General features: G+C 67.7%; 17 protein-coding genes. 7 read left to right on the forward strand and 10 right to left on the reverse strand.

The window, feature by feature from the left end:
• Positions 1-43: 43 nt before the first annotated feature.
• The 5 genes from tssE to ACUDP5_RS16515 form a co-directional block, all read right to left on the reverse strand.
• Positions 44-529, reverse strand: a complete 486-nt coding sequence (gene tssE, locus ACUDP5_RS16495; protein ID WP_006395403.1) for a type VI secretion system baseplate subunit TssE — start codon at positions 527-529, stop codon at positions 44-46.
• Between the two features lie 71 nt (positions 530-600).
• A complete protein-coding gene (locus ACUDP5_RS16500; protein WP_006395404.1) occupies positions 601-1104 on the reverse strand; it encodes an Hcp family type VI secretion system effector in 504 nt (167 codons plus the stop codon).
• 40 nt (positions 1105-1144) lie between these two features.
• Entirely contained in the window at positions 1145-2635 is a 1491-nt protein-coding gene (tssC, locus tag ACUDP5_RS16505) for a type VI secretion system contractile sheath large subunit (protein WP_263915621.1), read from the reverse strand.
• Positions 2628-3152 carry a type VI secretion system contractile sheath small subunit gene (tssB, locus tag ACUDP5_RS16510; protein ID WP_263915622.1) on the reverse strand — a complete coding sequence of 175 codons (525 nt, stop codon included), beginning with the start codon at positions 3150-3152 and terminating at the stop codon, positions 2628-2630. The genes tssC and tssB overlap by 8 nt, the downstream gene beginning before the upstream one ends.
• A 68-nt stretch (positions 3153-3220) precedes the next feature.
• Complete coding sequence (locus tag ACUDP5_RS16515) at positions 3221-3940, reverse strand: hypothetical protein (RefSeq protein ID WP_445656615.1); 720 nt, start codon at positions 3938-3940, stop codon at positions 3221-3223.
• 156 nt (positions 3941-4096) lie between these two features.
• Between ACUDP5_RS16515 and tssJ the strand changes: the two genes are divergently transcribed.
• The 5 genes from tssJ (at position 4097) to ACUDP5_RS16540 (ending at position 12828) form a co-directional block, all read left to right on the forward strand.
• A complete protein-coding gene (gene tssJ, locus ACUDP5_RS16520; RefSeq protein ID WP_263915624.1) occupies positions 4097-4714 on the forward strand; it encodes a type VI secretion system lipoprotein TssJ in 618 nt (205 codons plus the stop codon).
• A gap of 68 nt (positions 4715-4782) precedes the next feature.
• A complete protein-coding gene (gene tssK, locus ACUDP5_RS16525) occupies positions 4783-6129 on the forward strand; it encodes a type VI secretion system baseplate subunit TssK (RefSeq protein WP_263915625.1) in 1347 nt (448 codons plus the stop codon).
• Between the two features lie 48 nt (positions 6130-6177).
• Positions 6178-6957, forward strand: a complete 780-nt coding sequence (locus ACUDP5_RS16530; RefSeq protein ID WP_445656616.1) for a DotU family type IV/VI secretion system protein — start codon at positions 6178-6180, stop codon at positions 6955-6957.
• Between the two features lie 23 nt (positions 6958-6980).
• The gene (locus tag ACUDP5_RS16535) at positions 6981-12188 is read left to right on the forward strand and encodes a type VI secretion system Vgr family protein (protein ID WP_445656617.1); all 5208 of its coding nucleotides are present in this window, start codon (positions 6981-6983) and stop codon (positions 12186-12188) included.
• Complete coding sequence (locus ACUDP5_RS16540; protein WP_445656618.1) at positions 12169-12828, forward strand: hypothetical protein; 660 nt, start codon at positions 12169-12171, stop codon at positions 12826-12828. Before ACUDP5_RS16535 ends, ACUDP5_RS16540 begins: the two co-directional genes overlap by 20 nt.
• Before the next feature lie 9 nt (positions 12829-12837).
• Here ACUDP5_RS16540 and ACUDP5_RS16545 read toward each other — a convergent pair whose 3' ends face one another.
• From ACUDP5_RS16545 to ACUDP5_RS16565, 5 genes are read right to left on the reverse strand one after another with little or no spacing between them, the layout of a single operon-like run.
• A complete protein-coding gene (locus tag ACUDP5_RS16545) occupies positions 12838-15150 on the reverse strand; it encodes a DUF2235 domain-containing protein (RefSeq protein ID WP_263915628.1) in 2313 nt (770 codons plus the stop codon).
• Complete coding sequence (locus ACUDP5_RS16550) at positions 15143-15922, reverse strand: hypothetical protein (RefSeq protein ID WP_445656619.1); 780 nt, start codon at positions 15920-15922, stop codon at positions 15143-15145. The genes ACUDP5_RS16545 and ACUDP5_RS16550 overlap by 8 nt, the downstream gene beginning before the upstream one ends.
• A gap of 33 nt (positions 15923-15955) precedes the next feature.
• Positions 15956-16945: a DUF4123 domain-containing protein gene (locus ACUDP5_RS16555; protein WP_445656620.1), complete on the reverse strand. Its 990-nt coding sequence runs from the start codon at positions 16943-16945 to the stop codon at positions 15956-15958.
• A complete protein-coding gene (locus ACUDP5_RS16560; protein WP_445659177.1) occupies positions 16942-19830 on the reverse strand; it encodes a type VI secretion system Vgr family protein in 2889 nt (962 codons plus the stop codon). Before ACUDP5_RS16560 ends, ACUDP5_RS16555 begins: the two co-directional genes overlap by 4 nt.
• A gap of 28 nt (positions 19831-19858) precedes the next feature.
• The gene (locus tag ACUDP5_RS16565; protein WP_263914520.1) at positions 19859-20791 is read right to left on the reverse strand and encodes a hypothetical protein; all 933 of its coding nucleotides are present in this window, start codon (positions 20789-20791) and stop codon (positions 19859-19861) included.
• A 239-nt stretch (positions 20792-21030) separates the two neighbouring features.
• Here ACUDP5_RS16565 and ACUDP5_RS16570 point away from each other — a divergent pair, with 239 nt between their 5' ends.
• Both ACUDP5_RS16570 and ACUDP5_RS16575 read left to right on the forward strand, forming a co-directional pair.
• Positions 21031-21882 (forward strand): M15 family metallopeptidase, encoded by an 852-nt coding sequence (locus tag ACUDP5_RS16570; RefSeq protein WP_445656621.1) that lies wholly within the window; start codon positions 21031-21033, stop codon positions 21880-21882.
• Positions 21879-23288, forward strand: a complete 1410-nt coding sequence (locus ACUDP5_RS16575; protein ID WP_263914518.1) for a hypothetical protein — start codon at positions 21879-21881, stop codon at positions 23286-23288. The genes ACUDP5_RS16570 and ACUDP5_RS16575 overlap by 4 nt, the downstream gene beginning before the upstream one ends.
• The last annotated feature ends 30 nt before the right edge of the window (positions 23289-23318 follow it).

Here is a 23318-nt window from a genome sequence, read left to right on the forward strand (position 1 = left end):
CTCGCCGACGGCTGGCCGCCGACGCCCGCGTGCGTTTATGTTGTCAGGCGGCCGCCGCGGCCTTGGCCCAGCCCTTGCTGACCGAATACTGCAGCGTCGACGGCTGCAAGGTCGCGTCGAACGTCACCGGCTCGTGGGCCGGGCCCACGTCCAGCATCGCGGTAATCGCGAAATACAGCACCGATGTCGCGCGGCTGTCGACCTGCAGCACCACCCGCACGTGCGTCAACCGGGGCTCATGCCGGGCGATGGCCTGTTCCAGCGACCGGCAGATGAATTCCCGGTCGTAGTGGCTGGCCAGGCTCAGCCCCGAAAAATCCGACAGCCCGTAGGTCAGGATGGACCGCTGGCAATTCGGATAGCGCTTGAGCGACGCCTCGGTAAAGACCATGCGGGTATTGAGCAAGGCCTCGATGTCGCGCGCGACGGTTTCCTTGATTTCCTCGACGGACAGGCGCCGCAGCGCGTGCGGCGCCGGGCCGTCCCCGTCGAACAACTTGTCGAACAGACTGGGTTCGAATCCCTTCATCACGGACCTCTTTTACGGAAAACCGCGGCCCGGAGACGAGCCGCGGCCTTCGCCTTGCCGCGCGATCGGGTTCAGACCGAGTAGGTCTTGTCGTTCTTGGTCAGGCTCCAGGCGCCCTGGGCGTTGCCGCCCTGGTTGCCGCCGACCTTCTGCTGCGTGTACTTCCACTGCACGGCGGCGTACTTCAGCGAGAACGACTCGTGCGGCAGGCCTTCGCTGACCACTTCCGGCGCGACGCGCGAGATGATCACGTACTTGAGCTTGATTTCCAGGTACTTGACGCGGTTGCCCTCGCCGTCGGCACGCAGGAAATCGATGGTCACTTCGTCAAAGGTGGTGCCGCCCGAGGCGTGCTGATACAGCAGCGGGCTGACCACGTCCAGGTCTTTGGTGAAGACCATTTCGCCGTGCTCGGTGCGCTCGGCGGTATGGCCGCCCGAGGTCGAGGCCGTGGCCGAGCGCGGCTGGATGATCTCGTGGCGCCAGGAACCGACTTCGATCCAGTCCGGGTGGTCCTTGTCCTGGGACTCGCCCTTGAGCGCAGGATTGCCGAATTTGACGTAGATGTCCTTCATTAAAGTTCTCTCCAGTTAAAAACCGCGTAGCAGACGAGCATCAGGATTTCTGGGCCTGGGCGGGCAATTCCGCCACCAGGCGCAGGGAAATCGACAGTTCGTCGAGTTGGAAATGAGGCCGCAAGAACGCTACGGCCCGGAACACGCCAGGACGGCCCGGCACTTCGGCCACTTGCACCGAGGCTTCCCGCAAGGGGAACTGCGCTTTCTGCTCCTGGCTCGCGTTGTCGTCCAGCAGCACGTACTGCGAGACCCAGCGATTCAGGAAGCTCTCGACCGATTGCGCGGACGCAAAACTGCCGATCTTGTCCCGCATCATGGCCTTCAGGTAATGGGCCACCCGCGACACGGAGAAGATGTATTGCAACTGGGCCGACAGCACCGCATTGGCGTTGGCGCTGTCGGTGTTGTATTTCTTGGCCTTCTGCACCGACTGCGCGCCGAAGAATGCGGCGTAGTCGGAATTCTTGCAGTGCACCAGCGGGATCAGGCCCAGGTCGCTCAATTCCTTTTCGCGCCGGTCGGTGATGGCGATTTCGGTCGGGCACTTCAGCGCGATCTCGCCGTCGTCCGTCTTGAAGGTGTGGGTCGGCAGGTTCTCGACCAGGCCGCCGCCTTCCACGCCGCGGATCGCCGCGCACCAGCCGAAGTCGGCAAATGCCGCGGTCAGGCGCGCACCGAAGGCCCAGGCGGCGTTGCACCACAGGTACTTGGAATGGTCGGTGCCGTCCACGTCTTCGACGAAGTTGAAGCCTTCGACCGAGGTGCCCTCTTTCGGGTCGTACGGCAGGCGGCCCAGAAAGCGCGGCATGGTCAGGCCGACATAGCGCGAGTCTTCCGAATCACGGAAGCTGCGCCACTTGGTGTATTCCACCGTGTCGAACACCTTGGCCAGGTCGCGCGGGCGGCCCAGGTCGGCAAACGAGTCCAGGCCCAGCAGTTCGGGCGAGGCCGAGGCGATGAACGGCGCATGCGAGGCCGCGGCCACGTGCGACATCTGCTCGATGAAGTACATGTCCTCGGGCTGGCGGGTGATCTCGAAGTTGCCCAGCAGCGCGCCAAAAGGCGAACCGCCGAAGGTGCCGAATTCTTCTTCGTAGACCTTCTTGAACATCAGGCTCTGGTCGAAGTCGATGGCGGTCTGGAAGTCGCGCACCAGGTCGCGCTTGGTGACGTTGAGCACCTTGATCTTGAGCATGGGCCCGGTGTTGCTTTCCTGGCACAGGTAATGCAGGCCGCGCCAGGTGCTTTCGAGCTTCTGGAATTCGGCGCCGTGCATCACTTCGCTCAACTGGGCCGAGATCAGGCGGTCCAGTTCGGCGACGCGCGCATCGAGCATGGCGGACAGGTTGTCGGACACCACCACGGTGCCCTTCATGACTTCGCGGGCCAGTTCGCCGATCAGGTCCTTGGCGCGGTCGTGTTCGGCGGTGGACTTGGCCACCCGGCTCTGCTCGACGATCTGGTCGAGCAGGCCCGAGTCGGCCGCGGCCGGGGCGGACGCGCTGTGCGCGGCGGCGGAATTACTCATTGCTGCCTCCCTTGCCGTCCTTGCCGGCTTCGCTGGTCAGTTGCTGCAGTTTTTCCGTGCTGCTGAGCACTTCGCCCAGCAGGTCTTCCAGCTTGTCGTTGCCGGCCAGCTTGTTGCGCAGGTCGGCCAGCTTGGTGCGGATGTCCAGCAGCTCCTTCAGGGGCTCGATCTGCTGCACCACGGCTTCGGGGCGGAAATCCTCGACCGAGCGGAACTTCAGGTCCACGCCGAAGGTGCCGCCCTCGTCGGTCAGCCGGTTCTTCACGCGGTAGGCGGCGCGCGGTTCCAGGCCGCGCATCACGTCATCGAAATTGTCGACGTCGATGTTGACGAACTTGCGGTCCTTCAGGCGCGGCAGTTCGGCTTCCGACTGCGCGCTGAAGTCGCCCACCACGCCCACGACGAAGGGCAGTTCCTTCTGCTCGATCGCGTCGCCCTTCTCGACGTCATAGGTCAGTTGGACGCGCGGCGGGCGTACTTTCTGGAGTCTTTTCTGAACGCTTTCTTTCTTAGCCATGGGGGCTCCAAGCGGGATGCGAAGTGACGAAGGCAAGCGGACCCGGCCTGCCGGGGCCGGCGGGCCGATCAGGGTTTGAGAAGATTGCCGAACGGGTCGGGTGCGCGGCCGCCGGCGGGTTGGGCCGGGGCGGCGGACGGGCCGGCAGGTTGGGCTGCGGGTTGCCCCCCGGATGGCGCGGCGGGCCGGCTCGCTCCGGCCGGTTGCGTCGGCATCACGGACTGACCCGCCTGGGTGGTGGGGGTGCCATTGGCAGGGGTGGCGGGCGTGGGCGCGGCATCCGTGCGCTTGGGCGGCGGACGCGTGCCCGTGCGCGGCGGCTTGCGGCCTTCGGGGAACAAAACGTCCTGCCCCAGCGTTTCGCGCATGGCGGCGGCCAGGGCCACCGCGTCGGTGCGGGCGTTGCCGGCCAGGAGCGCATCGGCGCGCAGGTCGGCCAGCGATTGCATGGCCACGCGCAGGCCGCCGACGGCGCGCACCGTCTTGGCGGTGAAATCTTCCGAATCCCGGTTCAAGGCCTCGTCGGCGGCGACGATGGCTTCCCCGTATTTCTGTTCATCAAAGCGGATCTTGGCGATGTACGACCAGGGCTCGCCGCGCGACGGATTGCGCTGCGCGATTTCCTGGAATTGGGCCACCGCCTGGTCGCTGCCTTTCGAGGCAAGCGCTTCCGTGGCCTGGGTAATCGACTGCTTATATTCGGCGTCCGTCTGGGGCTTGTTGGTAGCCGCACAACCCGCCATCAATGCCGCCATACCGCCAATGAGGAAAAACCGGGAAAGTTGCATTTTTTGGGCACGTGTCTGATGTAACCAAGGGCCGCGTATTTCAACAACTTTTTGTTAGTACACCACTACAGGGGATTACGTCATGTAACTTGGCACGAAATGTGGCTCAACGTGCCGTCATCTGTAGTTTGTCTTCATGTTCCGGTATAAAGAGCCATGTCAAAACATCTCAATTTATCGCGATGCTTGGCGGCCACGATCGCCATCGCGGCAATCCCCGTCATTACTGGTTGCGCAGCGGTTTCGGCGCTTGGCGCGGTCGCCGGAATAACCGGCACGGCCCTGGATGCGGCAGGCCTGAAAAAGGACCCGAACGCGCCTACCGATGTGAAATTGGCGATACACGCCGGAGAAAATTTGAATGCGAGCAGCGGTCAACCTACGGCTGTCGTTACGAAAGCATACTATTTGAAGAATGCCGAGGCATTTCAGCGCGCACCGCTCACGCAATTGGTTGATACTGAGCAGGAAAAGGCGGCGTTGGGTGACAGTCTCATCGCGTCGCGCGAGATTACCTTGACGCCCGGCCAGCGCTTCGAAAACGTCGAAAAAGTGCCCAAGGGTGCCAGCTATATCGCCGTCGCCGCCTTGTTTTACGCACCAGCGCCACAGCGCTGGAAATACGTATTTGAAGTGAAAGCGGCCGCGGACAGCGGCATTGTCCTGGGCGCGCATGCGTGCGCCCTGACGGTGGCCACAGGCAAGATCGTGCAGCCACCGGGCATGGCGCCTTTCGATCCCTCAAGACTCGGATCGGTGCGCTGCCCTGACTGACTCCGGCCGCAACCCACGTCGTATCCAGACGCCCTCTGTATATAGAACATAGACAAGAGCCAGCCAACGTGAGTTATTCAGCAAAAGTATTGTGGGGCGAAGGCCTGTTCCTGCGGCCCCAGCATTTTCAGCGCCAGGACGCCTACCATGAGGCCCGCCTGGCCGAAATGAGCCGGGCCCTGCACCCGTATTCATGGGGGCTGCGCACGGTGCGCTTCGATGCCGCGGCGCTGGCCAACGGCATGCTGCGCGCCACCGAGCTGTCGGCCATCTTTCCCGACGGTGAAATCTACAACGCGCCCCACAACGACGACCTGCCGCCCGCCGTGGCGCTGGACGGCCTGGATGGCGCCAGCGAAGCGGTGTTCTACCTGGCGCTGCATCCCATGAAGGACATCGGCGGCAACTACCGCGATGCGCAGCAGGCCCAGGGCTTTGATGCCCGCTACGCGCACCACGACAGCCCCGCCCCCGACCTCTACACCAACGCCAGCACCGCCGAACTGGCGTTCCTGCGCAAGAATGTGCGGCTGCTGTCCGAACACGAGCCGCGCGACGCGCTCTTGACCATCCCCGTGGCACGCGTGCGCCGCAACGCCAGCGCGGGCTACGAACTGGACACCAGCTTCATCGCCCCCAGCCTGACGGTGCAGGCCTGCGGCGCGCTGTTCGAACAACTGCGGCGCCTGCTCGATGCCCTGCAGGCCAAGGTCAACGCGCTGTACGGCTTTCACCGCGAACCCAGCAAGAACATCATCGAATTCCGCTCCGGCGACGTGGCCTCGTTCTGGCTGCTGCACACCGCCAACGAAGCCTATTCGGCGCTGTCGCACCTGTTCCACAACCCGCAGTTGCACCCCGAACGCCTGTTCCAGGAAATGCTGCGCCTGGCCGGCGCGCTGATGACGTTTTCCAAGGTGCACACGCTGGCCGACCTGCCCGCGTATCGCCACGACCAGCCGGGCGCGGCCTTCGCGCAGCTGGATGCCATCCTGCGCGACCTGCTGGACACCGTCATCTCGACCCGCTACTTCTCGATCGTGCTGGACGAAGTGCGGCCGTCGTTCCACGTGGGCCGGCTCGATTCCGACAAGCTGGACGAGACCACCGCGCTGTACCTGTCGGTGTCGGCCGCCACGCCCGCCAGCGAACTGGCCGAAACCGTGCCGCTGCGCTTCAAGGTCGGCGCCCCCGACGACGTCGAAAAGCTGGTGCTGTCGGCCATGCCGGGCGTGCAACTGGCCTACACGCCGCAAGTGCCGCCGGCCGTGCCGGTCAAGCCGGGCGCCTGCTATTTCACGTTGCAGACGCGCGGCTCGCTCTACGACCGCATGCTGCAGGCCCGCAGCATTGCCATCTACGCCCCGTCCGGCATCCCCGAACTGAAACTGGACCTGATCGCCGTCACCCGCTGACCGACGCCCCCCCCGACGCCAACCCGACGCCAACCGAAAGAGCCCGCCATGACTGCCGACGCGCCCTCGTTGATGCCCGGAGCCACGCTCCCTCCCCGCGCCGCCGATTTCTACGGCGCGCGCCCCGCCAAATCGCTGCTGGACCTGCTGTACGACGGCTTCCTGATGCTGTTCCTGCTCAAGAGCGGGCAGGAACCCGCCAGCGCCGCGTCGTTCTCGGCGCGAGTGCAGCAATTCCTGGCGGACTTCGAACGCAGCGCCAAGAAGCTGGATATCCCCGCCGAAGACGTCTACGCCACCAAGTACGCGTTCTGCGCGGCGGTGGACGAAACCGTGCTCAATTCCGGCTTTTCCATCCGCGACGCCTGGATGCTGCAACCGCTGCAACTGACCCTGTTCGGCGAGCAACTGGCCGGCGAGAACTTCTTTTCGCGCCTGGAAGACCTGCGCGCCCAGGGCGCGCCGCGCCTGCAATCGCTGGAAGTGTTCTACATGTGCCTGCTGCTGGGCTTTCAGGGCAAGTACATGATCGAAGGCCAGGAAAAGCTCGGCTACCTGACCGCGCGCCTGGGCGACGAGATCGCGCTGCTGCGCGGCAAGCGGGCCGGCTTTGCGCCGCACTGGCCGCTGCCGGACAAGATCGCCCATACGCTCAAGCGCGACGTGCCGCTCTGGAGCATCGGCGCCCTGTTCGCCCTGCTGGGCCTGTTGGCCTTCCTGGGCATGGGCCACTTCCTGAACGGCGACATGCAGACCGCCATGGCCCCGTACCACGACATCGTCAAGCTGGGGCCGCGCGCCGCGCACCTGACCATCTCGCTGCCCTGAAGGTTCACGTTCCGCCACACGCCATGACCGACCGTTCTTCCACGCCTTCGGGCTACAGCAGCCTGGGCGTCGCCGCCCTGTCCCAGAACGCGCGCCTGCTGCAGGCGCAGACGCCGCTCGGCGACGCGCTCACCGTCGAACGCCTGCACCTGCGCGAAGGCGTCTCGGAACTGTTCGCGCTGACCCTCGATTGCCTGGCCTCGTCCGCCGAACTGGACGTGGAACCCCTGTTGGGCAAGGAAATCAGCGTCAGCCTGTTGCTGGCCGACGGCGGCTGGCGCCGCTGGCACGCGGTGGTGGAAGGCGTGGACGCGCTGGGCGCCGACGGCGGCCTGGCGCGCTACCGCCTGCACGCCGCGCCCTGGCTGGCCACGCTGCGGCTGCGGCGCGACAGCTTCGTGTTCCAGGACAAGTCGGTCACCGACATCCTGACCGAGGTGTTTGCCGACTACCCGCTGGCCTCGTTCGCCTTCGAGATCACCGAGCCGTCCGCGCCGCGCCCCGTGCGCACGCAGTACCGCGAGACCGACCTGGACTTCGTGCTGCGGCTGATGGCCGAGGCCGGCCTGAGCTTTCGCTTCGACCACGAGCAGGGCGAGCAGCAGGCCGGCGGCGGCGCACAGCACCGGCTGGTGGTGTTCGACACCCGCGCCGCGCGCCCCGAGAACCCCGCGGCGACCCTGCGCTTTCATCGCAGCGACGCGACCGAATCCGAAGACAGCGTCACGCGCTTCGGCGCCGCGCGCCAGGTGCGCCCCAATGCGGTGACGCGCCTGGCCTGGAACGACCGCACGCTGCTGGCCCATGGCGCCCACGCGGCCTCTGACGTGGATGCCGGCCCGCTGCCCGCGCTGGAAGACTACGACTACGACGGCCATGGCCGCCACACGGGCGACGACTCGGCCGAACAGCAGGCCGCCCGCAGCCTGCAGGCGCATGAAGCCCGCATGTTGCGCTTTGACGGCGGCGGCACGGCGCGCCAGATGATGCCGGGCCACACCTTCGCGCTGACGCAGCACGACCGCTACGCCCAGGGCGCCGGCAGCGCCGGGGACGAGCTGGGCGGCAACCGCTACACGCTGCTGCACGTCGAACACGAGGCCGCCAACAACCTGGGCAGCCAGGCCGCCCAGGTGCTGGGCGCGGCGGATCTTGAGCGCGGCGCGTACCGCAATACCTTTAGCGCCCAGCCGGCCTCCGCCCCGCTGCTGCCCGCCTGGCGCGCCAAGCCTACCGCACCCGAAGGCGCCACCGCCGTCGTCGTGACGGCGGAAGACGCCGCCGTCACCACCGGCCGCGACCTGCGCGTGAAAGTGCAGTTTCCGTGGCAGCGCGGCGAACGCCCGTTGGCCGGCGGCCTGCGCCATCGCAGCCATGGCGACGACGCCGGCAATGCGCCGGGCGATGACCGGTCCGGCACCTGGCTGCGCGTGACCGGCGCACAGGCCGGCCCCAACTGGGGCGCGCACCATCTGCCGCGCCAGGGCACCGAAGTGGTGGTGGAATTCCTGGACGGCGACATCGACCAGCCAGTGATCGTGGCGCAGCTGTACAACGATGCCGACCTGCCCCCGTGGACGGCGGGCGTGGATGCCGATGCCAACCATCCGGGCACGCTCAGCGGCTGGCACAGCCAGGGCCTGGATGGCAGCGGCTACAGCCAGTGGCTGTTCGATGACACCGCCGGCCAGGTCCGCACGCGGCTGTCCAGTTCCATCGCCGCGTCGCAATTGGGCCTGGGCTACCTGGTGCAGCAAGGCGCCGACGACGCGTCGCGCGGCCCATGGCGCGGCACGGGCTTTGAATTGCGGTCCGACGCCTGGACCGTGGTGCGCTCGGGCCAGGGCATGCTGCTGTCGGCCAACGCCCGCGAAAGCGCGCGCTCGACGCAGGCCGATACGCAAGAGGCATTGCTGCTGCTGCGTGGCGCGCAGCATGCCGCCCAGCGCATCGACAACCTGGCCACCCAGAGCCAGGCGCGGCCGCTGGCGGCCAACGAACAATTCAATCCGCTGATCCAGGCGGTGGACCCCAAGGCCGACGGCCGGTATGCCGGCAGCGTCGGCGGCCAGCAGGCGGTGAAGGCCAGCGCCAACGAGCGCAGCGGCACCGACCCCGTCGAACGCATCGACGGCGCGCGCATGCTGATCGACGCACCGAACTCGCTGAACCTGTCCACGCCGGCCAGCGCCATCCTGCACGCCAGCGAAAACCTGCACGCCACGACCCAGGCCGACGGCCACGTCGCGGCGCGCCAGACCTTCGCCAGCGCGTCGGGCCGCTCGACCAGCCTGTTCGTGCAGGACGGCGGCCTGCGCGCCATCGCCGCCAACGCGCCGGTGTCGATCCACGCGCACACCGACATGCTGGAGATGCTGGCGGGCCAGGACATCACGATCACGTCCACCACCGACAGCATCGAGATCCTGGCCAACACCCGCATCACCTTGCAGGCGGCCGGCGGCAGCATCGTCATGGAAGGCGGCGACATCCTCTTCAAGGGCCCGGGCATGTTTTCCGTCAAGGGTGCCTCGCACAACCTGATCGGACCCGCCAGCGACGCGGCGGCCCTGCCCGCGCTGCCGTCCAGCCAGGTCGGCGATCCGATGCTGGTGACGGCCGAACTGGTGCACCGGCCCGCGGCCATGAAGGCGGTGGCCACCGGGGCCGGGCAGGCCCTGAATGCGGCAGGCGCGTCCGACGCCGCAGCCGCCAGCGGCAGCGCGTCTTCGCTGGGCGGCATCGGCTCGGCCCTGGCCGGCGGCGCCGCCAGCCTGTCCAGCGGCCTGTCGGCCGCCAGCGATACCGCGTCAACCATGATGGACAAGGCCAAGTCGCTGGCCAACGCCGCACTCAAGCCGGTGCAGGACCTGGGCGCCATGGCCAGCAAGGCCATGGGGTCGGTGACCGAGGCCGGCACCAGCCTGGCATCGGGCGCCGCGGCCAAGGTCGGCGGCCTGGCGCAATCGGCCATGGGGTCCACGCCCTCGCTGATGGGCGGCGCCACGCCGTCGCTGATGGGCGGCGCACAATCGATGGCCGGCAACGCGGCGCAATCCCTGATGGGTAGCGGCGCGGCCAGCCTGACGCAGGGCGCCACGGGGGCCCTGGCCAGCGCGATGCCGGCCGGCGTCGCCAATGCGGCCGGCGCGGCCACGCAAGCCACGCAGATGGCCTCGCAGGCGGCCGACATCAGCGCCAAGGCCTCGGGCTTGCTGTCGGGCGGCACATCGGGCGGCGCGGCCGGTACAGCATCGGGTGGCGCGGCGGGCGGCGTGGGCACCTCCACCGCAGCCTCCTCCGGACTGGCAGCGCAGACCGCCGGCATGGCGTCTTCCGCCACCGGCATGGCCGCGCAGGCTGCCGGCGCCATGGGCAACGCGTCGGCTGCCTCGGCCCTGTCGGCGGCGTCGACCCTGACGGCCTCGGGTAGCGGCGGCGTGGGCTCGGCCATCGGCCCCGTGATGACCCAGGCGATGGGTGCCATGGGCGACCGCGGCGCCGCGCTGGGATCGGCGGTGAACTCGCTGCTGTCCATGCCCGACGTCAACCAGGGCAACCTGCCCGCGGTGGCCGGCGCCATCCTCAGCACGCCCGGCCTGACCGACTCGGCGGTGCCTTCGGTGGTGGGCGCCATCCTGCAGTCGCCCAGCATTTCCAGCGTGACGCTGCCCAAGGTGGCCGAGACGATCATGAACATCCCGGCGGTGGCCAATTCGCCGTACCCCGGGCTGGCCAGGCGCGTCATGGAAGCGGCCGGCATCACGCTGCCCGGCGGCGCGGCCCGGCCCGTCGGCCAGGACGCCGGCCAGAATGCGGAAGGCTCACCCGCCCCCGCGTCCACGCCATCGCCCTACCAGGCCCGCAGCGGCGCCAAGCTGCAGTACGTCAACCTGACCGAGCCGGCCGAACGCTGGAACGACGGCCAGGCGCTCAACAGCCTGGACCGCCAGACCAACAAGCCCAAGATCCGCGTGCGCTTCGACAAGGCCGGGCAGCACCGCTTTACCGTCAAGGTCAGCCCGCGCCCCGGCAACGCCGTGTATTCCGCGCGGGAACTGAGCCGCCAGCCGCTGTACCGCGAGCCCACCCAGCGGTCGTACAGCTACGTCACCGACCCCGATGGCACCAAGGTCGTCGACGACATCACCTTGCCCGCCGCCGGTCTGAATACCTATCTGTTCGAAGTCGTCAACGACAAGAACCAGATCATCTCGACGGAATTGGTCGAGACGGCGCGGCGCCTGTACATCCAGGAGCTCATGCTGCCCGGCCCGGAAACGCTGGCCCGTCCGCACGGTTTCCAGCCCACCGCTACCGAATATGCGCGCCACGGCGTGGACGTGGTGCAACTGCCGCCCGTCAGCGGGCGCGGCGACGCCAATTCCGATGTCTTCACCGATGGCGGCGATGCACGCCTGCGCCAGCTGGCGCGCGCGATCTATCCGCGCTCGCAGGGCCCGTCGCACGAGCCCTACACCATCGTCGTCTGCCACGTGGACCGGCTGGCGTCCATGCTGCCGGTGCAGCCCATCTACATCCAGGCCGTGGCCGGCCCGAGCGCCGGCGACAAGCTGGTCGAGTTCGTCAGCGCCGATGGCAATGTCAGCTTCCTGTGGCATCACATCGAGCCGAACACGGACTGGCTGGTGGAGGCCCTGTTCGAATACACCGACCCCGCGGCCGGCGTCAGGCAGATCCCGATTCCGCGTGACCGCCTGACGCCGGTGCCCTACGACGCCGCGGCGCCAAAGGAATGCAGCGCCGTCAATATCCGCATGGCCGGCCTGCTGCCGATGCCGACCAACGGCAAGATCATCCTGCGCGTGCGGCTGATGGAAAGCGCGGCGGCCGGCGTGGCCTTCTACAACAGCAACCTGCTGTGCGTGGCGGCGATGTCGCCCTGGGAGCCGGTCACCATGGACTACCAGCAGCAGACGCTGGTGCATGAAATCGGCCACCTGATCGGCATGGTGCCCAGCGGTCCGGAATGGGTGCAGGCCCATCCCGACGAGGCCGACATGGACGCCTCGAAACTGGACAAAGGCCCCTACTTCTATTCGCAGTTCGGCAACCACTGCCATTTCGGTTTGCCGGCCAGCCAGGCCACTCCGGCCTATACCGGCTCGTGCGTGATGTTCGGCGGCGACTGCCTGAGCATCCGCTACTGCGTCAACTGCGCCAAGGCCGTGCGCAAGGTGGACATGTCCCATGGCTGGCCCTCGTTCTAAGCCCGCGCGCCGCCTGGCGCCGGCCCTGGCCCTGCTGTTGGCGGCCACCCTGGCGGCCGCCGCCCCCGCGGCGGCGCGCACCGTGGGCGGCCCGCCCTCTTCCTCATCCGCTACCTCGACCGCATCCATGAACACCGACTGGACCGACCCGCCCGCCTTCGCCACCGCCCCCATCGGCACCGTGCGCGACCATGCCTGCATTCCGCCCAACCGCGGCAGCGACGATCAGCTGAACATCGCCGCCCCCGCCCGCGTGCGGCCTCAGGCCTCCGGCGCGCTGGTGATCCCCGTCTGCGCCCACGGCATCATTCCGGTGTCGCAGAACCAGAAGCTGCCGCGCTTTGTGGCCGTCGATACGCAGACCCAGGCGGTGTACGAAGGCATCGCCTACGAGTACAAGCGCCCCGCGCCGCCCCCCGGCGTCGAGGTCGACACCATTCCGGGCTCGCGCCCGCCCAAGGGCATTCCGATCAGCCCGGGCATCAGCGTGGGCACGCAGTTCAGCACCGACCTGGCCGCGCAGGCCAAGCTGCCGACGACGCCGGCGACCTACGAGGTCTATATCGAATCGAACGGGGTGCGGTCCAACACGGTGACGATCGAAGTCCAGGCGGCGTCCAAAGCGCCTTCGACCCGATAGGCGAACCGCCTACGGCCGTGCCGGCGTCATGCCCTTCATGTTGGCCTGCATCCGGGCCTGCATCTGGTCCACCCGCGCGGCCGATTCGGTGTCGGTTTTCAGCTTGGCCTCTTCGGCCTTGAAGTCCGTCTTGCCGAAGATGTCCTTGTCGCGCACCCGGAAGTACAGCGACGTGCTGGCCAGCAGGTGATCCGGCCAGCTGCTCAGCATGGCATCGTGCACCAGGAAATCGAACAAGGCCATGACCTTCGGGGGCAGCGGATTGGTGCCCGCGCTGGCTTCCCGCCAGACATTCAGCAGGCGTTGCTGGGTGGCGCGCTTGGCCTTCATGTCGGCAAGCGGGTCCTTGGGCTGGTCGGCCTCGGTCAACGTGCCGCCATTGCGCACGATGATGTCGTTGCGCATCTTCTGCATGTCGCGCGGCATCTGGTTCACCTGCTCGATCTTGCGCACCAGCTCCGGGTTGTTGCGGCGCAGATCTTCCTTGCGCCGCTCGGCTTGCGCGTCATTGCGCTCGGCCTCTTCAAGCGCCCGGTATTCCTCTTCCAGCCTTTGCCACAAGGGTTTGAATCGCTTGGGCGGCAATTCACCGCGGCTGGCGACTGCGCGGTCCCAGCGTTCGTTCTTCAGCGCTTCCAGCTCTTTCAGGCGCGCCGTGTTTTCGGGCTTGTTGCGCTGGTCCGCGGGCAAGGCCGACACGCGCCGGAACTCTTCGTTGTATTCCTGTTCGGGGGTGAAGAAATCACGGTCCTTGATCCACTTTTCAGCGGGGTCGGCCAGGTCGCTCTTGAAGACCGGATCCTGGTAGCGAACGGCCAGCCAGCGCAGGAAGACTTCCATGTGCGGCATGAAATCGATGCCGGGCTCGTACTTGACGACGCCGCGGTAGGCGTCGACCAGGTCGGTAATGGGATAGCTCTGGCCGCCATCCTTGATCGGCGTCGCCATGGTGAATTTGGCGTAGGTCAGCGGTCTTTTGTCGAACAGTTGCTCCATGCTGTAGAAACCCGCGCCATTGCACAGGGCCTGATTCAGCATATCTCGCAACGACACACGCGACAGTTCGCCTCGTGCGCCCAGCGAGCCCTCGGGGCTGACACCGGTGACGTCTCCGCTGGAGCCCGGATACAGGTATTGCTCGCCACGGGTCTTTTCCAGGCTGTCCAGCCGCTGATTGGCGCGCAGTTCATGTGCGGCGGCGAAATGGACGCATTTTTCCACGGCGCCGGGGATGGTCAGCGTGCGGTCCTTGTGGGTCTGCTTGAGCAGGTCCGTGAAAGGCAGGAAACCCAGGAAGGTGCTCTCGTCCATGATCGACGACACGGAATCCAGCAGCCCGACGAAGCGGATGCGGATCTCGGCATCGCGGGCGCCCTTTTCTCCGGGAAACACCAGGTCCTTGTCGTGACGGCGCCGGTATTTCTTGACCACGTCATTGATGAACTGGCGAGCCATGACGCCGCCACGATCGCCGCCGAAGACGGAAATCTCGATCCGCCGGACGTTGTTCATCTCGGCGCTGACGGCTTCGTGCGCGGCCTTGAACTGCCGTAAAGCCGCGTCCACGCGTACGTCGACACCCGTGCCCATCAGGTAGGCGACGGTTTCGTTGTCACGAATGATCGGCACCCCTTCCATGACCGTGGACTTCACGACTTCTTTGCCGGCGGTCCAGGCGACCTTCAGGGGATTCTTCTTGAAGCCCGACCAGAAGCCGCGAATCGTCCCTTTGGCGCGATTCACCAGCCGCTCGGGATCCCAGGCGTTCCAGATGCGCACGACTTTGTCGGGCAAGGTCTTGACGTCTTTCACCACGTCTTTGTAGGCCTTGACCATCGGCTGGTACGAGCCTTCCTTGATCATCTTCTGCGTCGCGCTGCGCAGGCGCTTCAGGACGTCCTGCTCGGGAATCTCGTCGACCCGCGTGATGTTCTTGGCGGCGTTCTTGGCGTTCTTGGCGGCTTCGCCGAGGATTTTCTTGCCGGCCGCCGTCGCCGCGTAGATGAGATCGTCGTTCTTGGCATCCTCGTTCAACTCGGTGCCCAGGCCCGAATAGTAGAAGCGGAACCAATACTGATTGACGGGCCGATCCTCGTCGTCTTGGGCGTAATGGGCTTCCCAGAGGCGGCTGACGTTGGAATAGAAGGTGGGATGCTTGCTGTCCACGTCGCGGCTGCGTCCGAAGCCGTCGAAGAAGAAGCCGATCCGGATGACTGCGCCGCATTCGTTGCAGTCCTGCTTCGGATAGGCGGCCTCGCTGTCCGCCATTTTCTTGAGCACCGAGGCCGGGGTACGGTCCACCGGCGGCAACGGATTAGCCATTCTTGTCTCCCGGCACGGTGCCCGTGGCTTTCAGATGCGCGATCTTTTCCTTCGACAGGCCTTGGACCGCTTGCGCGAAGTCACCGGGCTTGCGGCCTGGCGCGGCCAGGATCGCGGCAATGTCCGGGTCGGCATCGAAATTCGACGCCGCCGTGAAATACAGGAACATGTACTGCTTCATGTCCTCGAGGTTCTCGATCCGATACTTCACCCACGCCCGCTTGGCCACCTTGGCCACCACGCGCCTGACCTCGGCGCTGCTGCCGAAATCGCCCAACGCGTCGCGGTGCTGCGCATACAGCCAGCGCGTGGCCTCGACGATAGGAATGCGCACCTGGCCAAGCAGCCTGCGGCTCAGCGCCAGTTCCATGTGTTCGTCCGGATAGATGTGCAGTTCCAGGTAGAGCGGCCCATCCCCCGACGGCACCTGCGTTGCAGGAAAATGCACGGGGGTCTCTTTGTTGAAGATGACCTCGTCGAGCTTGCCGTCGAACATGTGCTGTTTGGCTTTTTCTCCGTCCGCACCGCGCCACAGGACCTTGAAGTCCGTGCCTTTCAGGCTGTAGCAGCACGTCGCCGACCCTTCACCGCCCCCCGCGCCAATCGACCCGGTGACAGCCGAACGGCCTTCTGCATCGGTCACTTCCACCCGATCCAGATCCCAGGGCGTGTAGTTGTAGGTCACGAAGGACAGCCCTTGATAGCTTGGCTCGCCATTGCATCCCGCCAGCAGCCCCAACCACATGAACAAGACAATCAGGCCCTTACGCATCAGACGCTCCGTCCACCGCACATCCCTTCCGCTTCATACCGCACTCCCTTCTTCCTGTTCCTGCTCGGCCCGCAGCAACCCATCCCACACTGTGTCCGGCACATGCGCCAGCGCCTGCGACAGCCCTTCACCGCGTGCCTTGAAGGCCTGCAAGGCCGGCGCAATCGCCTCGTGTTCATCAAAGCGCGGGGAAATGGTGATGCCCCACGCCACGTAGTCCAGCATGTCGCGTTCGGTCTGGATGCCATAGGCGCGGGCGCGTTGCATTTGCGCCAGCACCCGCGTGTACAGCTCGTCTTGCCGCAAGTCGCTGCCCAGCACGCCCAGGTAGATGCGGCGGATCTGCACCGCCAGCTTGTCCGGGTAGTCCAGGTCCAGCAGCGCCTGGTGCTGCGCCAGCGACAAAGGCTGCTGCCTGGGCGCGTCCAGCCCGGTTTCCAGTTGATCGCCCAGGCCGGTCCATTGCGCCACCGAGCCGTCGCGGCGGGCGTAGCGCAGCAGGTTCACGGGCGCCAGGAAGCGCTCTCGCTCCACGTCCGTCCAGACCTGGAACACGCGGTCCAGGATGCGGCCGTCGTAGAAATGCAGGTAATACTCGCGCCCGTCCGGCAGGCCGTAGTCGGTGTAATAGGCGTAATGCGCCATCAGCTCGGCCAGCGGCAAGGGCGACACGATGTGCGTCAGCGCGTATTCGCCGCCTTCCGTCTGATGCAATCGGTTGAGCAGGCGCAGCACCTGCGAGGCGCGCGGCTCGTCCTGGCCGCGCCAGAGCTCGAAACGGGTCAGGTCGTCGACCTCGATCAGCAGCGGCGCGATGTCCTGGTAGATGGCCAGGTCCGTGCCGACCCAGACCGACCCATGGCTGAGATCGGCGCTGGCGCGCACAGGCTCGGCCAGTTCGGGGCGGCCGCGAAAATCCACCAGCAGGTAGGTGTTCAACGTGGCGCCAGTGGCGGCAGCCAGTTCGGCGGCAGCGGCCAGGGTGTCGTTCAGCCGGGTTTCCCAATCGATCATGCGGGTCATGCCTTGTCGGTGATGGACTGCACGCCATCGTGCGCGTCCAGCACGCATTGCTTGCACACGGTGAACTGCGGAAAGGCATAAGGCAGCCGGTCCGGTCCTGCAAACTGCTTGTTGCCGGTCTTGACGTCGATGCGCCCCGGCGCGGTGACGGTGATGTTGCCGCCTTCGAGCACGATGCTGGCGCCGGCCGCCGTCGCAATGCGGATGCGCTTGGGCGCGGCGTATTCCACCGCGGTCTGTGCGCTGCCGATGGTGATGTCCTGCTGCGCCTGCACCCGCAAAATGTCGTGCTGCGCCTGCACGTCGACGTTGCCCTTGGCCGAGATCAGGTCCAGCCCCGAGTCCGCCCCGCCCTGCTGCAGGCCGGCGACGATACCCAGGCCCTGGCCGGTGTGCAGCCGCAGCGCGCCCATCACCGCCAGGTTCTGGTCCTTGCCGGCCGACCAGTGCACGGCCTCGCCGGCCGTCACTTGCAGGTGCTTGGCCGCGACCTGCGCCAGCCCGGCGCGCGCAGCCATCAGCACGACGGGATCGGTGGGGTGCGGCACTTTGCCTGGCGCCGCCTGCGTGTGCTTGGCCGACGCATCGCCGCGGGCGCCATCCAGGCTGTCGCCCGCGACCGTGCCCGAGACGGTGCGGTGCATGGCCGCCAGCGGCGCCTTGTCGCCATCGAGCACGCTGGCCTGCGGGCCCTTGGTGCCCAGCGCCGGGGCCAGCCGCAGGCCCTGGTGGGCGCCGACCACGCTGTCCAGCGACCGCGCCATCTGCTCGGTCTGGCTGGCCAGCGCCTGCACGCCTGCCGCATCGCCCACGGCGCTGGCGTTGCCGCCGGTGGCGCTGTAGGTCGACAGCAGCACGCCCGCGCCGCCGCGCACGGCGCCGTAGGCGTCGGTGCGCAGTTCGGCGCCCACGCCGCGCAGGCCGCCGCGGTAGTTGCCGGCCTGATGGATGAGATGGCCCAGGTTCAGTTCCGAGGCCTCCTGGCTGCTCTTGACCTGCATGCGCAGCTGGCCGTCGGTGTCGTCGAACACGATCTGGTTGTAGCCCGCGCCGCCGAATTCCTTGCTCTTGAAGCCGGTCAGCGCGGCCGCGTTGCGGTGGTTGTCTTCGCCTGCGGCCGCACCGTGCCAAGCCGGCGCGTTGCCCGCGGCCAGGTTGGCCTGGGCGCTGGGCGCGTTGTCGCGCGCGGCGGCGTAGACCTGCGTATCGGCCGCGCTGCCGGCGCGCCCGCCCGGCGTGGCGGGCGTGCCGCCTTCGCCGCGGCCGTTGTACAGCGCGCCCACCACGATGGGCTGGTCGATGTCGTCGTCCAGGAAGCGCACCAGCACCTCTTGCCCGATGCGCGGCACGAAGCTGATGCCCATGCCGGCGCCGGACTGGCGCTGCGCCACGCGTACCCAGCGGCTGCTGGCCTCGCCGTCCTGGCTGCCCGCCTGCCAATGGAATCTGATGCGCACGTCGCCGCGCTTGTTGCGCAGGATCTCGTCGCTTTGCCTGGGTTGCGTGCCGCCTTCGGCGTCGGTGACCACGGCGGTGTGCACACCGTGGACCGAGGGCGCGCCGCCCAGGCGGGCGCCGCGGGATTCCGGCAAGGCTGGGCGCCAGGGGCGGTCGCAGCGCACGGCTTGGAAGCGGTTGGCGTAGCCGACCTCGCGGGCCTTGGCCAGGACGGCGGGGTCGGGGGAGATCGAGTCCTCGGCAAGCGATTGCTCTCTTGCCGCTTCATCCGGCGCGGCAATCGCCTCGCCATCCAGCGTCAGGTACGCATCCAGCCCGCCCAGGCGCTGCGTCAGCGACGCGCGCGTCTCTGGCGGCAGATTGTTGATGCCCACGTGCTCGATCCAGTCCAGCGCGAAGACCGGCTCGAACCCGGCCTCGCCCGTCGGGCCCAGCGAGGACATGTCCTGCAATGTGAAGCGCGTGCCCGAGCGGAACGTGCGCACCACGCCGCGCCCGGCGAAGGTCTCGGCGCGGGCGCGCACGGCCTCGCGCGCCAGTTCCGCCTGGCGGCGGGCCTGGGCCTCGTTGGCAAAACCGCCGTGGCCGGCAATGTCGTACCAATCCAGCCCCGCTGCATCGTCCTGCCCGTTGGCCGCGTGGACCCGCGCCTGCGCGGCCACGGCGCGCTTGCCGCTGTCGTGCCAGCCCAGCACCGTGATGCTGTCGGGCGTGCGGCGGCGCTGGCGCACCAGGGCCTGCACGGTGTCGCGCGATTCGGTGGCGCTGGCGCGCTGGAACCGCACGCCGCCGCTGGACGACTCCGCGTCTTCGGCCAGGGCACGGCTGTCGGCAAAAATCTGCACCACGTGGCGCGCCGGCACCTCGGCATCTTCCAGCACGGTCCAGCCCAGGCCGGCCTCGGCCAACAGGCGGCTGATGAAGGCGTAGTCGGTTTCGCGGTACTGCGTGGTGTAGGGGCGCGGGGCCAGGTCGGCCAGCGCGCTGTCGACGTCGGCCGCGATGCGGTAGACGTAGCCTTCGTAGGTATCGAGCACGTGGCGCACGATGTCCAGCACCGGCTTGTTTTCAAACAGGCGGCTGGCGCGCCGCTGCGTGGCCAGCCACAGCCACGGAGCCACCGTCAGCCGGTAGCGCGCAAGCCCTGCATCACCGGCCAGCAATTCCGCTTCGCGCACCACGCCGCTGCGGCCGCTGCGGCTGCCGTCGGCGCGCGTCGTCCAGAGCGTGACGGGCCGCGAGATCATGTCTTGCAACGACAGGCCGGCATCGTCGGACAGCGCCACGATGCGCAGTTGCGCCACGCCCGACAGCGCCTCGCGGCCGGTCCAGCCTTCGACGTGCAGCGACGCCAGCGCACCCTCGCCTTGCAGGCGGTAGAGGCGGGCGTCGGAATTGAACAGGCCGGCGGTCGCGGTCGTATCCATCACGGGCAAAAACCTTATTCAGCAGCGCTCAGGGCTCGGTGTGAGCTTGCGCATTGGGACATTCCGGAGCGGTGCCCCAGTGGCCCGCGCATACGCGCAGGCGGCATTGTTCGCTTTCAAGAAAGCCGAGCTTGCGGCATTCCCCCAAGCGGGTGGACAGCGAAGACCCCGGCAGCTCGCGGATGAAGATGCCGTCGGTCTTGTAGACCTTGGTGCCGGGCGGCGATGCGGGGGGCAGGCCGTAGGACATCAACGCCGCCAGCAAGGCCGCGTCGCTGTCACTGCGTGGCGTGGCTTTGCCGCGCGCAGGCGCGGCGGCGGCCTTGGGCGCCCCCTTGGCCGTCGAGGCCTGCGGGGCGGCGGCCGTTGCCGCGGCGGCCGTTGCCGCGGCCACCGTACCGTCGCGCGTGCGCTCGGTGCGCTGCGGGGCCGGGCCAGGCGCTTTGGCCGACGCCGCGGCCGCAGGTTTGTTGGGCGCGGCAGCCGTCACCGCAAGCGCGGCCAGCGGATTGGCGGGCTCGCGCAGGTCGGCCTGCGCATCGGGCTGGGTCAGTTGCGCCAGCGGATGGTCTTCGATGATGGTGGCGGCATTGGACGGCGGCGCTTCGGCATTGGCACGCGCCGGCGCTTGCCCCGCAGCCGGCTGATTGAGCGAGGCCGTCGGCGTCGAGGCATCCGGCGTCGCAGCGCCCGACGAGGCGGCCCCCGACGTCGACAGATTGCGCGATGCATCGGCATCGGCGCGGGCCACGACCACGGGCAACTGCGCCGTGTCGTACACCGCCCACAAGCCCGCGCCCGCTGCGCCCAGGAACAGCAGCAGCAACACCACCAGCGGTGTCTTGGAACGGGTCTTGGGCGGCAGGTGCTTGACCTCGGCGTCGGGCACGCGGCCTTCGAGCGTGGCGAGGATGCGCGACGACTGCCGCTCATCCGGCGTGGATGAGCGCCCGGCCAGCAAACTAGGAATAGAGGGCGGTGGTCGCGATCTTTTTTCGTCTTCTGCCATGCGAGGTCCCGTGTTGGCTGGGGCGCATAAAACCCCTTTTAACCAAGGTGTCCGAGAATACCTGATGACATCTTTTAGATCACGGCTTCTTGTTACGATTCCTAAAGCATCGACGCTGTCTGCAACGCCCAAGCGCTTGCCTCAATCCCGAATAGAACAAAAGATTACGCCTTCGTGATTGAGGGATACCGTTGCTAGTTCTACTGCCCCTATATTTTCTGCTCGCGATCGGCGTTTCCGCGCTGCTGGTTTTCCCGTCCTTGCGGGCCGGAACCGCGCGAAGCGCACGTGCGCTCGCGCAGGGATTTCGCCGTCGTGTCACGCGTGGCGCGGACCATGCCGGGGGCATGGTCGGCGGCTCGGCACAGGCCGTCCGGGCAGGGTTCGGCAGGGCCGGAAATACGTTTTCCGTGTACCGCTGGCAGATCGCCGCGGTGCTCGCGGTGGTGTTGCTTCCGTCCCTTTTCGCTTTCGTCATGCGACACAATCACACATTTATTTACGAGGACCGGATGGCCGGTCCGGACCCCCGAATCCAGGCATTGTTGACGGGTGAACGGCTGGTGCCGCCGCCGCCCCTGCCGCCCGAAGTTTTCACTACGCGCGAGGTTGAATTGGTGCGTCCGAACCTGGGCGGCGCAAGCCGCGACTGGAACCTGCTGGATGCGGATTACCGCCAGCGCCTGCTGGCCGCGTACCGCGTCATGCGTGAAGAGCACGGCTACGAAATGGTGTTGATCGAGGGCTATCGCAGCCCCGAGCGCCAGGCCGAACTGGCCGCCAAGGGATCGCATGTGACCAACGCCGGCGCCTACCAGAGCTATCACCAGTACGGCCTGGCCGCGGACAGCGCGTTCCTGCGCGACGGCAAGGTGGTGGTGTCCGAGAAAGACCCCTGGGCCATGCGCGGCTATGAACTGTTCGGCGAAACCGCCGAGCGTGTCGGCCTGACCTGGGGCGGCCGCTGGAAGCTGATGGACTTCGGCCACACCGAGCTGCGCCGCCCCGGCGTGATCCGCCGCGACGCCGGGGTCGCGCAATGATGGGCCGCGTCCTGAAGACCGGCCTCGTGCTGGCCCTGGTGTTTGGCGTCGTCTGGCTGGGCGTCATCATCTGGTGGCAGGAATCGCGCACGCTACCCACCGGGGTGGACATCGGGCTGTACCTGTTCGCCCTGCCGCTGGCGCTGATCGCGGCGGGCTGGGCCGGCCTGCGCATCGCCCGAGCACGCCGCGAGGCCCGCGCCGCCGCCGCGGCGGCCCCCAAGACCGATACCGCCGCCGCGCAAGCCCCCGCAGCCCCCGCCGTGACCCGGCTGGTGGCGCTGGCCGGCGCCGCCCGCGCCGCGCCCGGCAGCGATGCCGCCGCGATCCACGACGCGCTGGCCGAGCAACGGCGGCCCGACCTGGACACGCAACTGACGAACGCGCGCGGTTTTCCGGTGTTCAGCGCCCGCGCCGAACACCTGGATATCGACGCCCTGCGCGAAGCCGCCCACGCCGACAAGGCGCCGCCGGCCGCGCGCTCGGACGACCGCCTGCGCGCCACGGCGCTGCTGTGCGAGGTGGTTCAAACGCTGTCGCAGCAAGCCCGCGGCCATGTGCTGGACCACGGCACGCCGGAACGCGACCAGGACTGGCCGCTGCTGCAGCTGGAACTGCTGCTGCCCGCGCCATGGCCGCAGGCCGCGCGCGACCACGCGCTGGAGCAAGCCCGCGCGGCGGCCGTCTGGGCGCCCTCGCGCCTGACCTTGCGGCTGCACAAGGCCGAAGACACGCTGGCCAGCGACAGCCTGCTGCGCCAGCTGGCGCTGGAACCGCTTGCCGCGGACCGGGCGCCGCTGCGCATCGTGGCCGCGGCCGATTCCTATATTGATGCGAACGTGGTGCAGGACTGGGATGCCGGCGGCATGCTGGTCAGCACCGCCACGCCGCAAGGCCGCGTGCCCGGCGAGGCCGCCGCGGGCCTGCTGCTCGATCTGGCGCAGACCGCGCCGCCCGACGCTAAAAGCGCCCCGCCCGCCCCGCCGCCCGAAGGCGCCTTTGCGCTGACGCTGTCGGCCATGGCGCATCGTGCCACCGAGGCCGACGCGCGCGGCGCCGCCAGCGAACCCATGCTGGCCGAACTGGCCACCCAGTTCCTGGCCCAGCACGCGCGGCGCGCGGACGATATCCGTGCATTGATCAGCGACGCCGACCATCGCGGCAGCCGGCCGCTGGAAGCCGCGGGGCTGGCCAGCACGCTGTTTCCCGCGCTGGACCCGAACCAGGACTGCCTGGCGGTCGGCACCGCCTGCGGCTACACCGGCGCGGCCGCGCATTTGCTGACCCTGGCTGTCGCGGGCCAGGCCAACGCGCAGGCCGACGCGCCGGTACTGGTCGTCATGACGCAGGACCCGGCGCTGCGCACGCTTGCGCTGGTGTCCCAACCTCTTCCCCCCTCCGCTTGACCCCTATAAAAACAGCGAAAATCATGCGTA

It is taken from the genome of Achromobacter sp. NCFB-sbj8-Ac1-l, assembly GCF_052695805.1.

Bases quoted from the DNA above. Each gene is read 5' to 3' on its own strand.
- ACUDP5_RS16500 (WP_006395404.1), bottom strand. From the start codon at position 1,104: ATGAAGGACATCTACGTCAAATTCGGCAATCCTGCGCTCAAGGGCGAG.
- ACUDP5_RS16550 (WP_445656619.1), bottom strand. From the start codon at position 15,922: ATGCGTAAGGGCCTGATTGTCTTGTTCATGTGGTTGGGGCTGCTGGCG.
- ACUDP5_RS16535 (WP_445656617.1), top strand. From the start codon at position 6,981: ATGACCGACCGTTCTTCCACGCCTTCGGGCTACAGCAGCCTGGGCGTC.
- tssB (WP_263915622.1), bottom strand. From the start codon at position 3,152: ATGGCTAAGAAAGAAAGCGTTCAGAAAAGACTCCAGAAAGTACGCCCG.
- ACUDP5_RS16530 (WP_445656616.1), top strand. From the start codon at position 6,178: ATGACTGCCGACGCGCCCTCGTTGATGCCCGGAGCCACGCTCCCTCCC.
- tssE (WP_006395403.1), bottom strand. From the start codon at position 529: ATGAAGGGATTCGAACCCAGTCTGTTCGACAAGTTGTTCGACGGGGAC.
- ACUDP5_RS16575 (WP_263914518.1), top strand. From the start codon at position 21,879: ATGATGGGCCGCGTCCTGAAGACCGGCCTCGTGCTGGCCCTGGTGTTT.
- ACUDP5_RS16560 (WP_445659177.1), bottom strand. From the start codon at position 19,830: ATGGATACGACCGCGACCGCCGGCCTGTTCAATTCCGACGCCCGCCTC.
- ACUDP5_RS16540 (WP_445656618.1), top strand. From the start codon at position 12,169: ATGGCTGGCCCTCGTTCTAAGCCCGCGCGCCGCCTGGCGCCGGCCCTG.
- ACUDP5_RS16515 (WP_445656615.1), bottom strand. From the start codon at position 3,940: ATGCAACTTTCCCGGTTTTTCCTCATTGGCGGTATGGCGGCATTGATG.
- tssJ (WP_263915624.1), top strand. From the start codon at position 4,097: ATGTCAAAACATCTCAATTTATCGCGATGCTTGGCGGCCACGATCGCC.
- ACUDP5_RS16555 (WP_445656620.1), bottom strand. From the start codon at position 16,945: ATGACCCGCATGATCGATTGGGAAACCCGGCTGAACGACACCCTGGCC.
- ACUDP5_RS16545 (WP_263915628.1), bottom strand. From the start codon at position 15,150: ATGGCTAATCCGTTGCCGCCGGTGGACCGTACCCCGGCCTCGGTGCTC.
- tssC (WP_263915621.1), bottom strand. From the start codon at position 2,635: ATGAGTAATTCCGCCGCCGCGCACAGCGCGTCCGCCCCGGCCGCGGCC.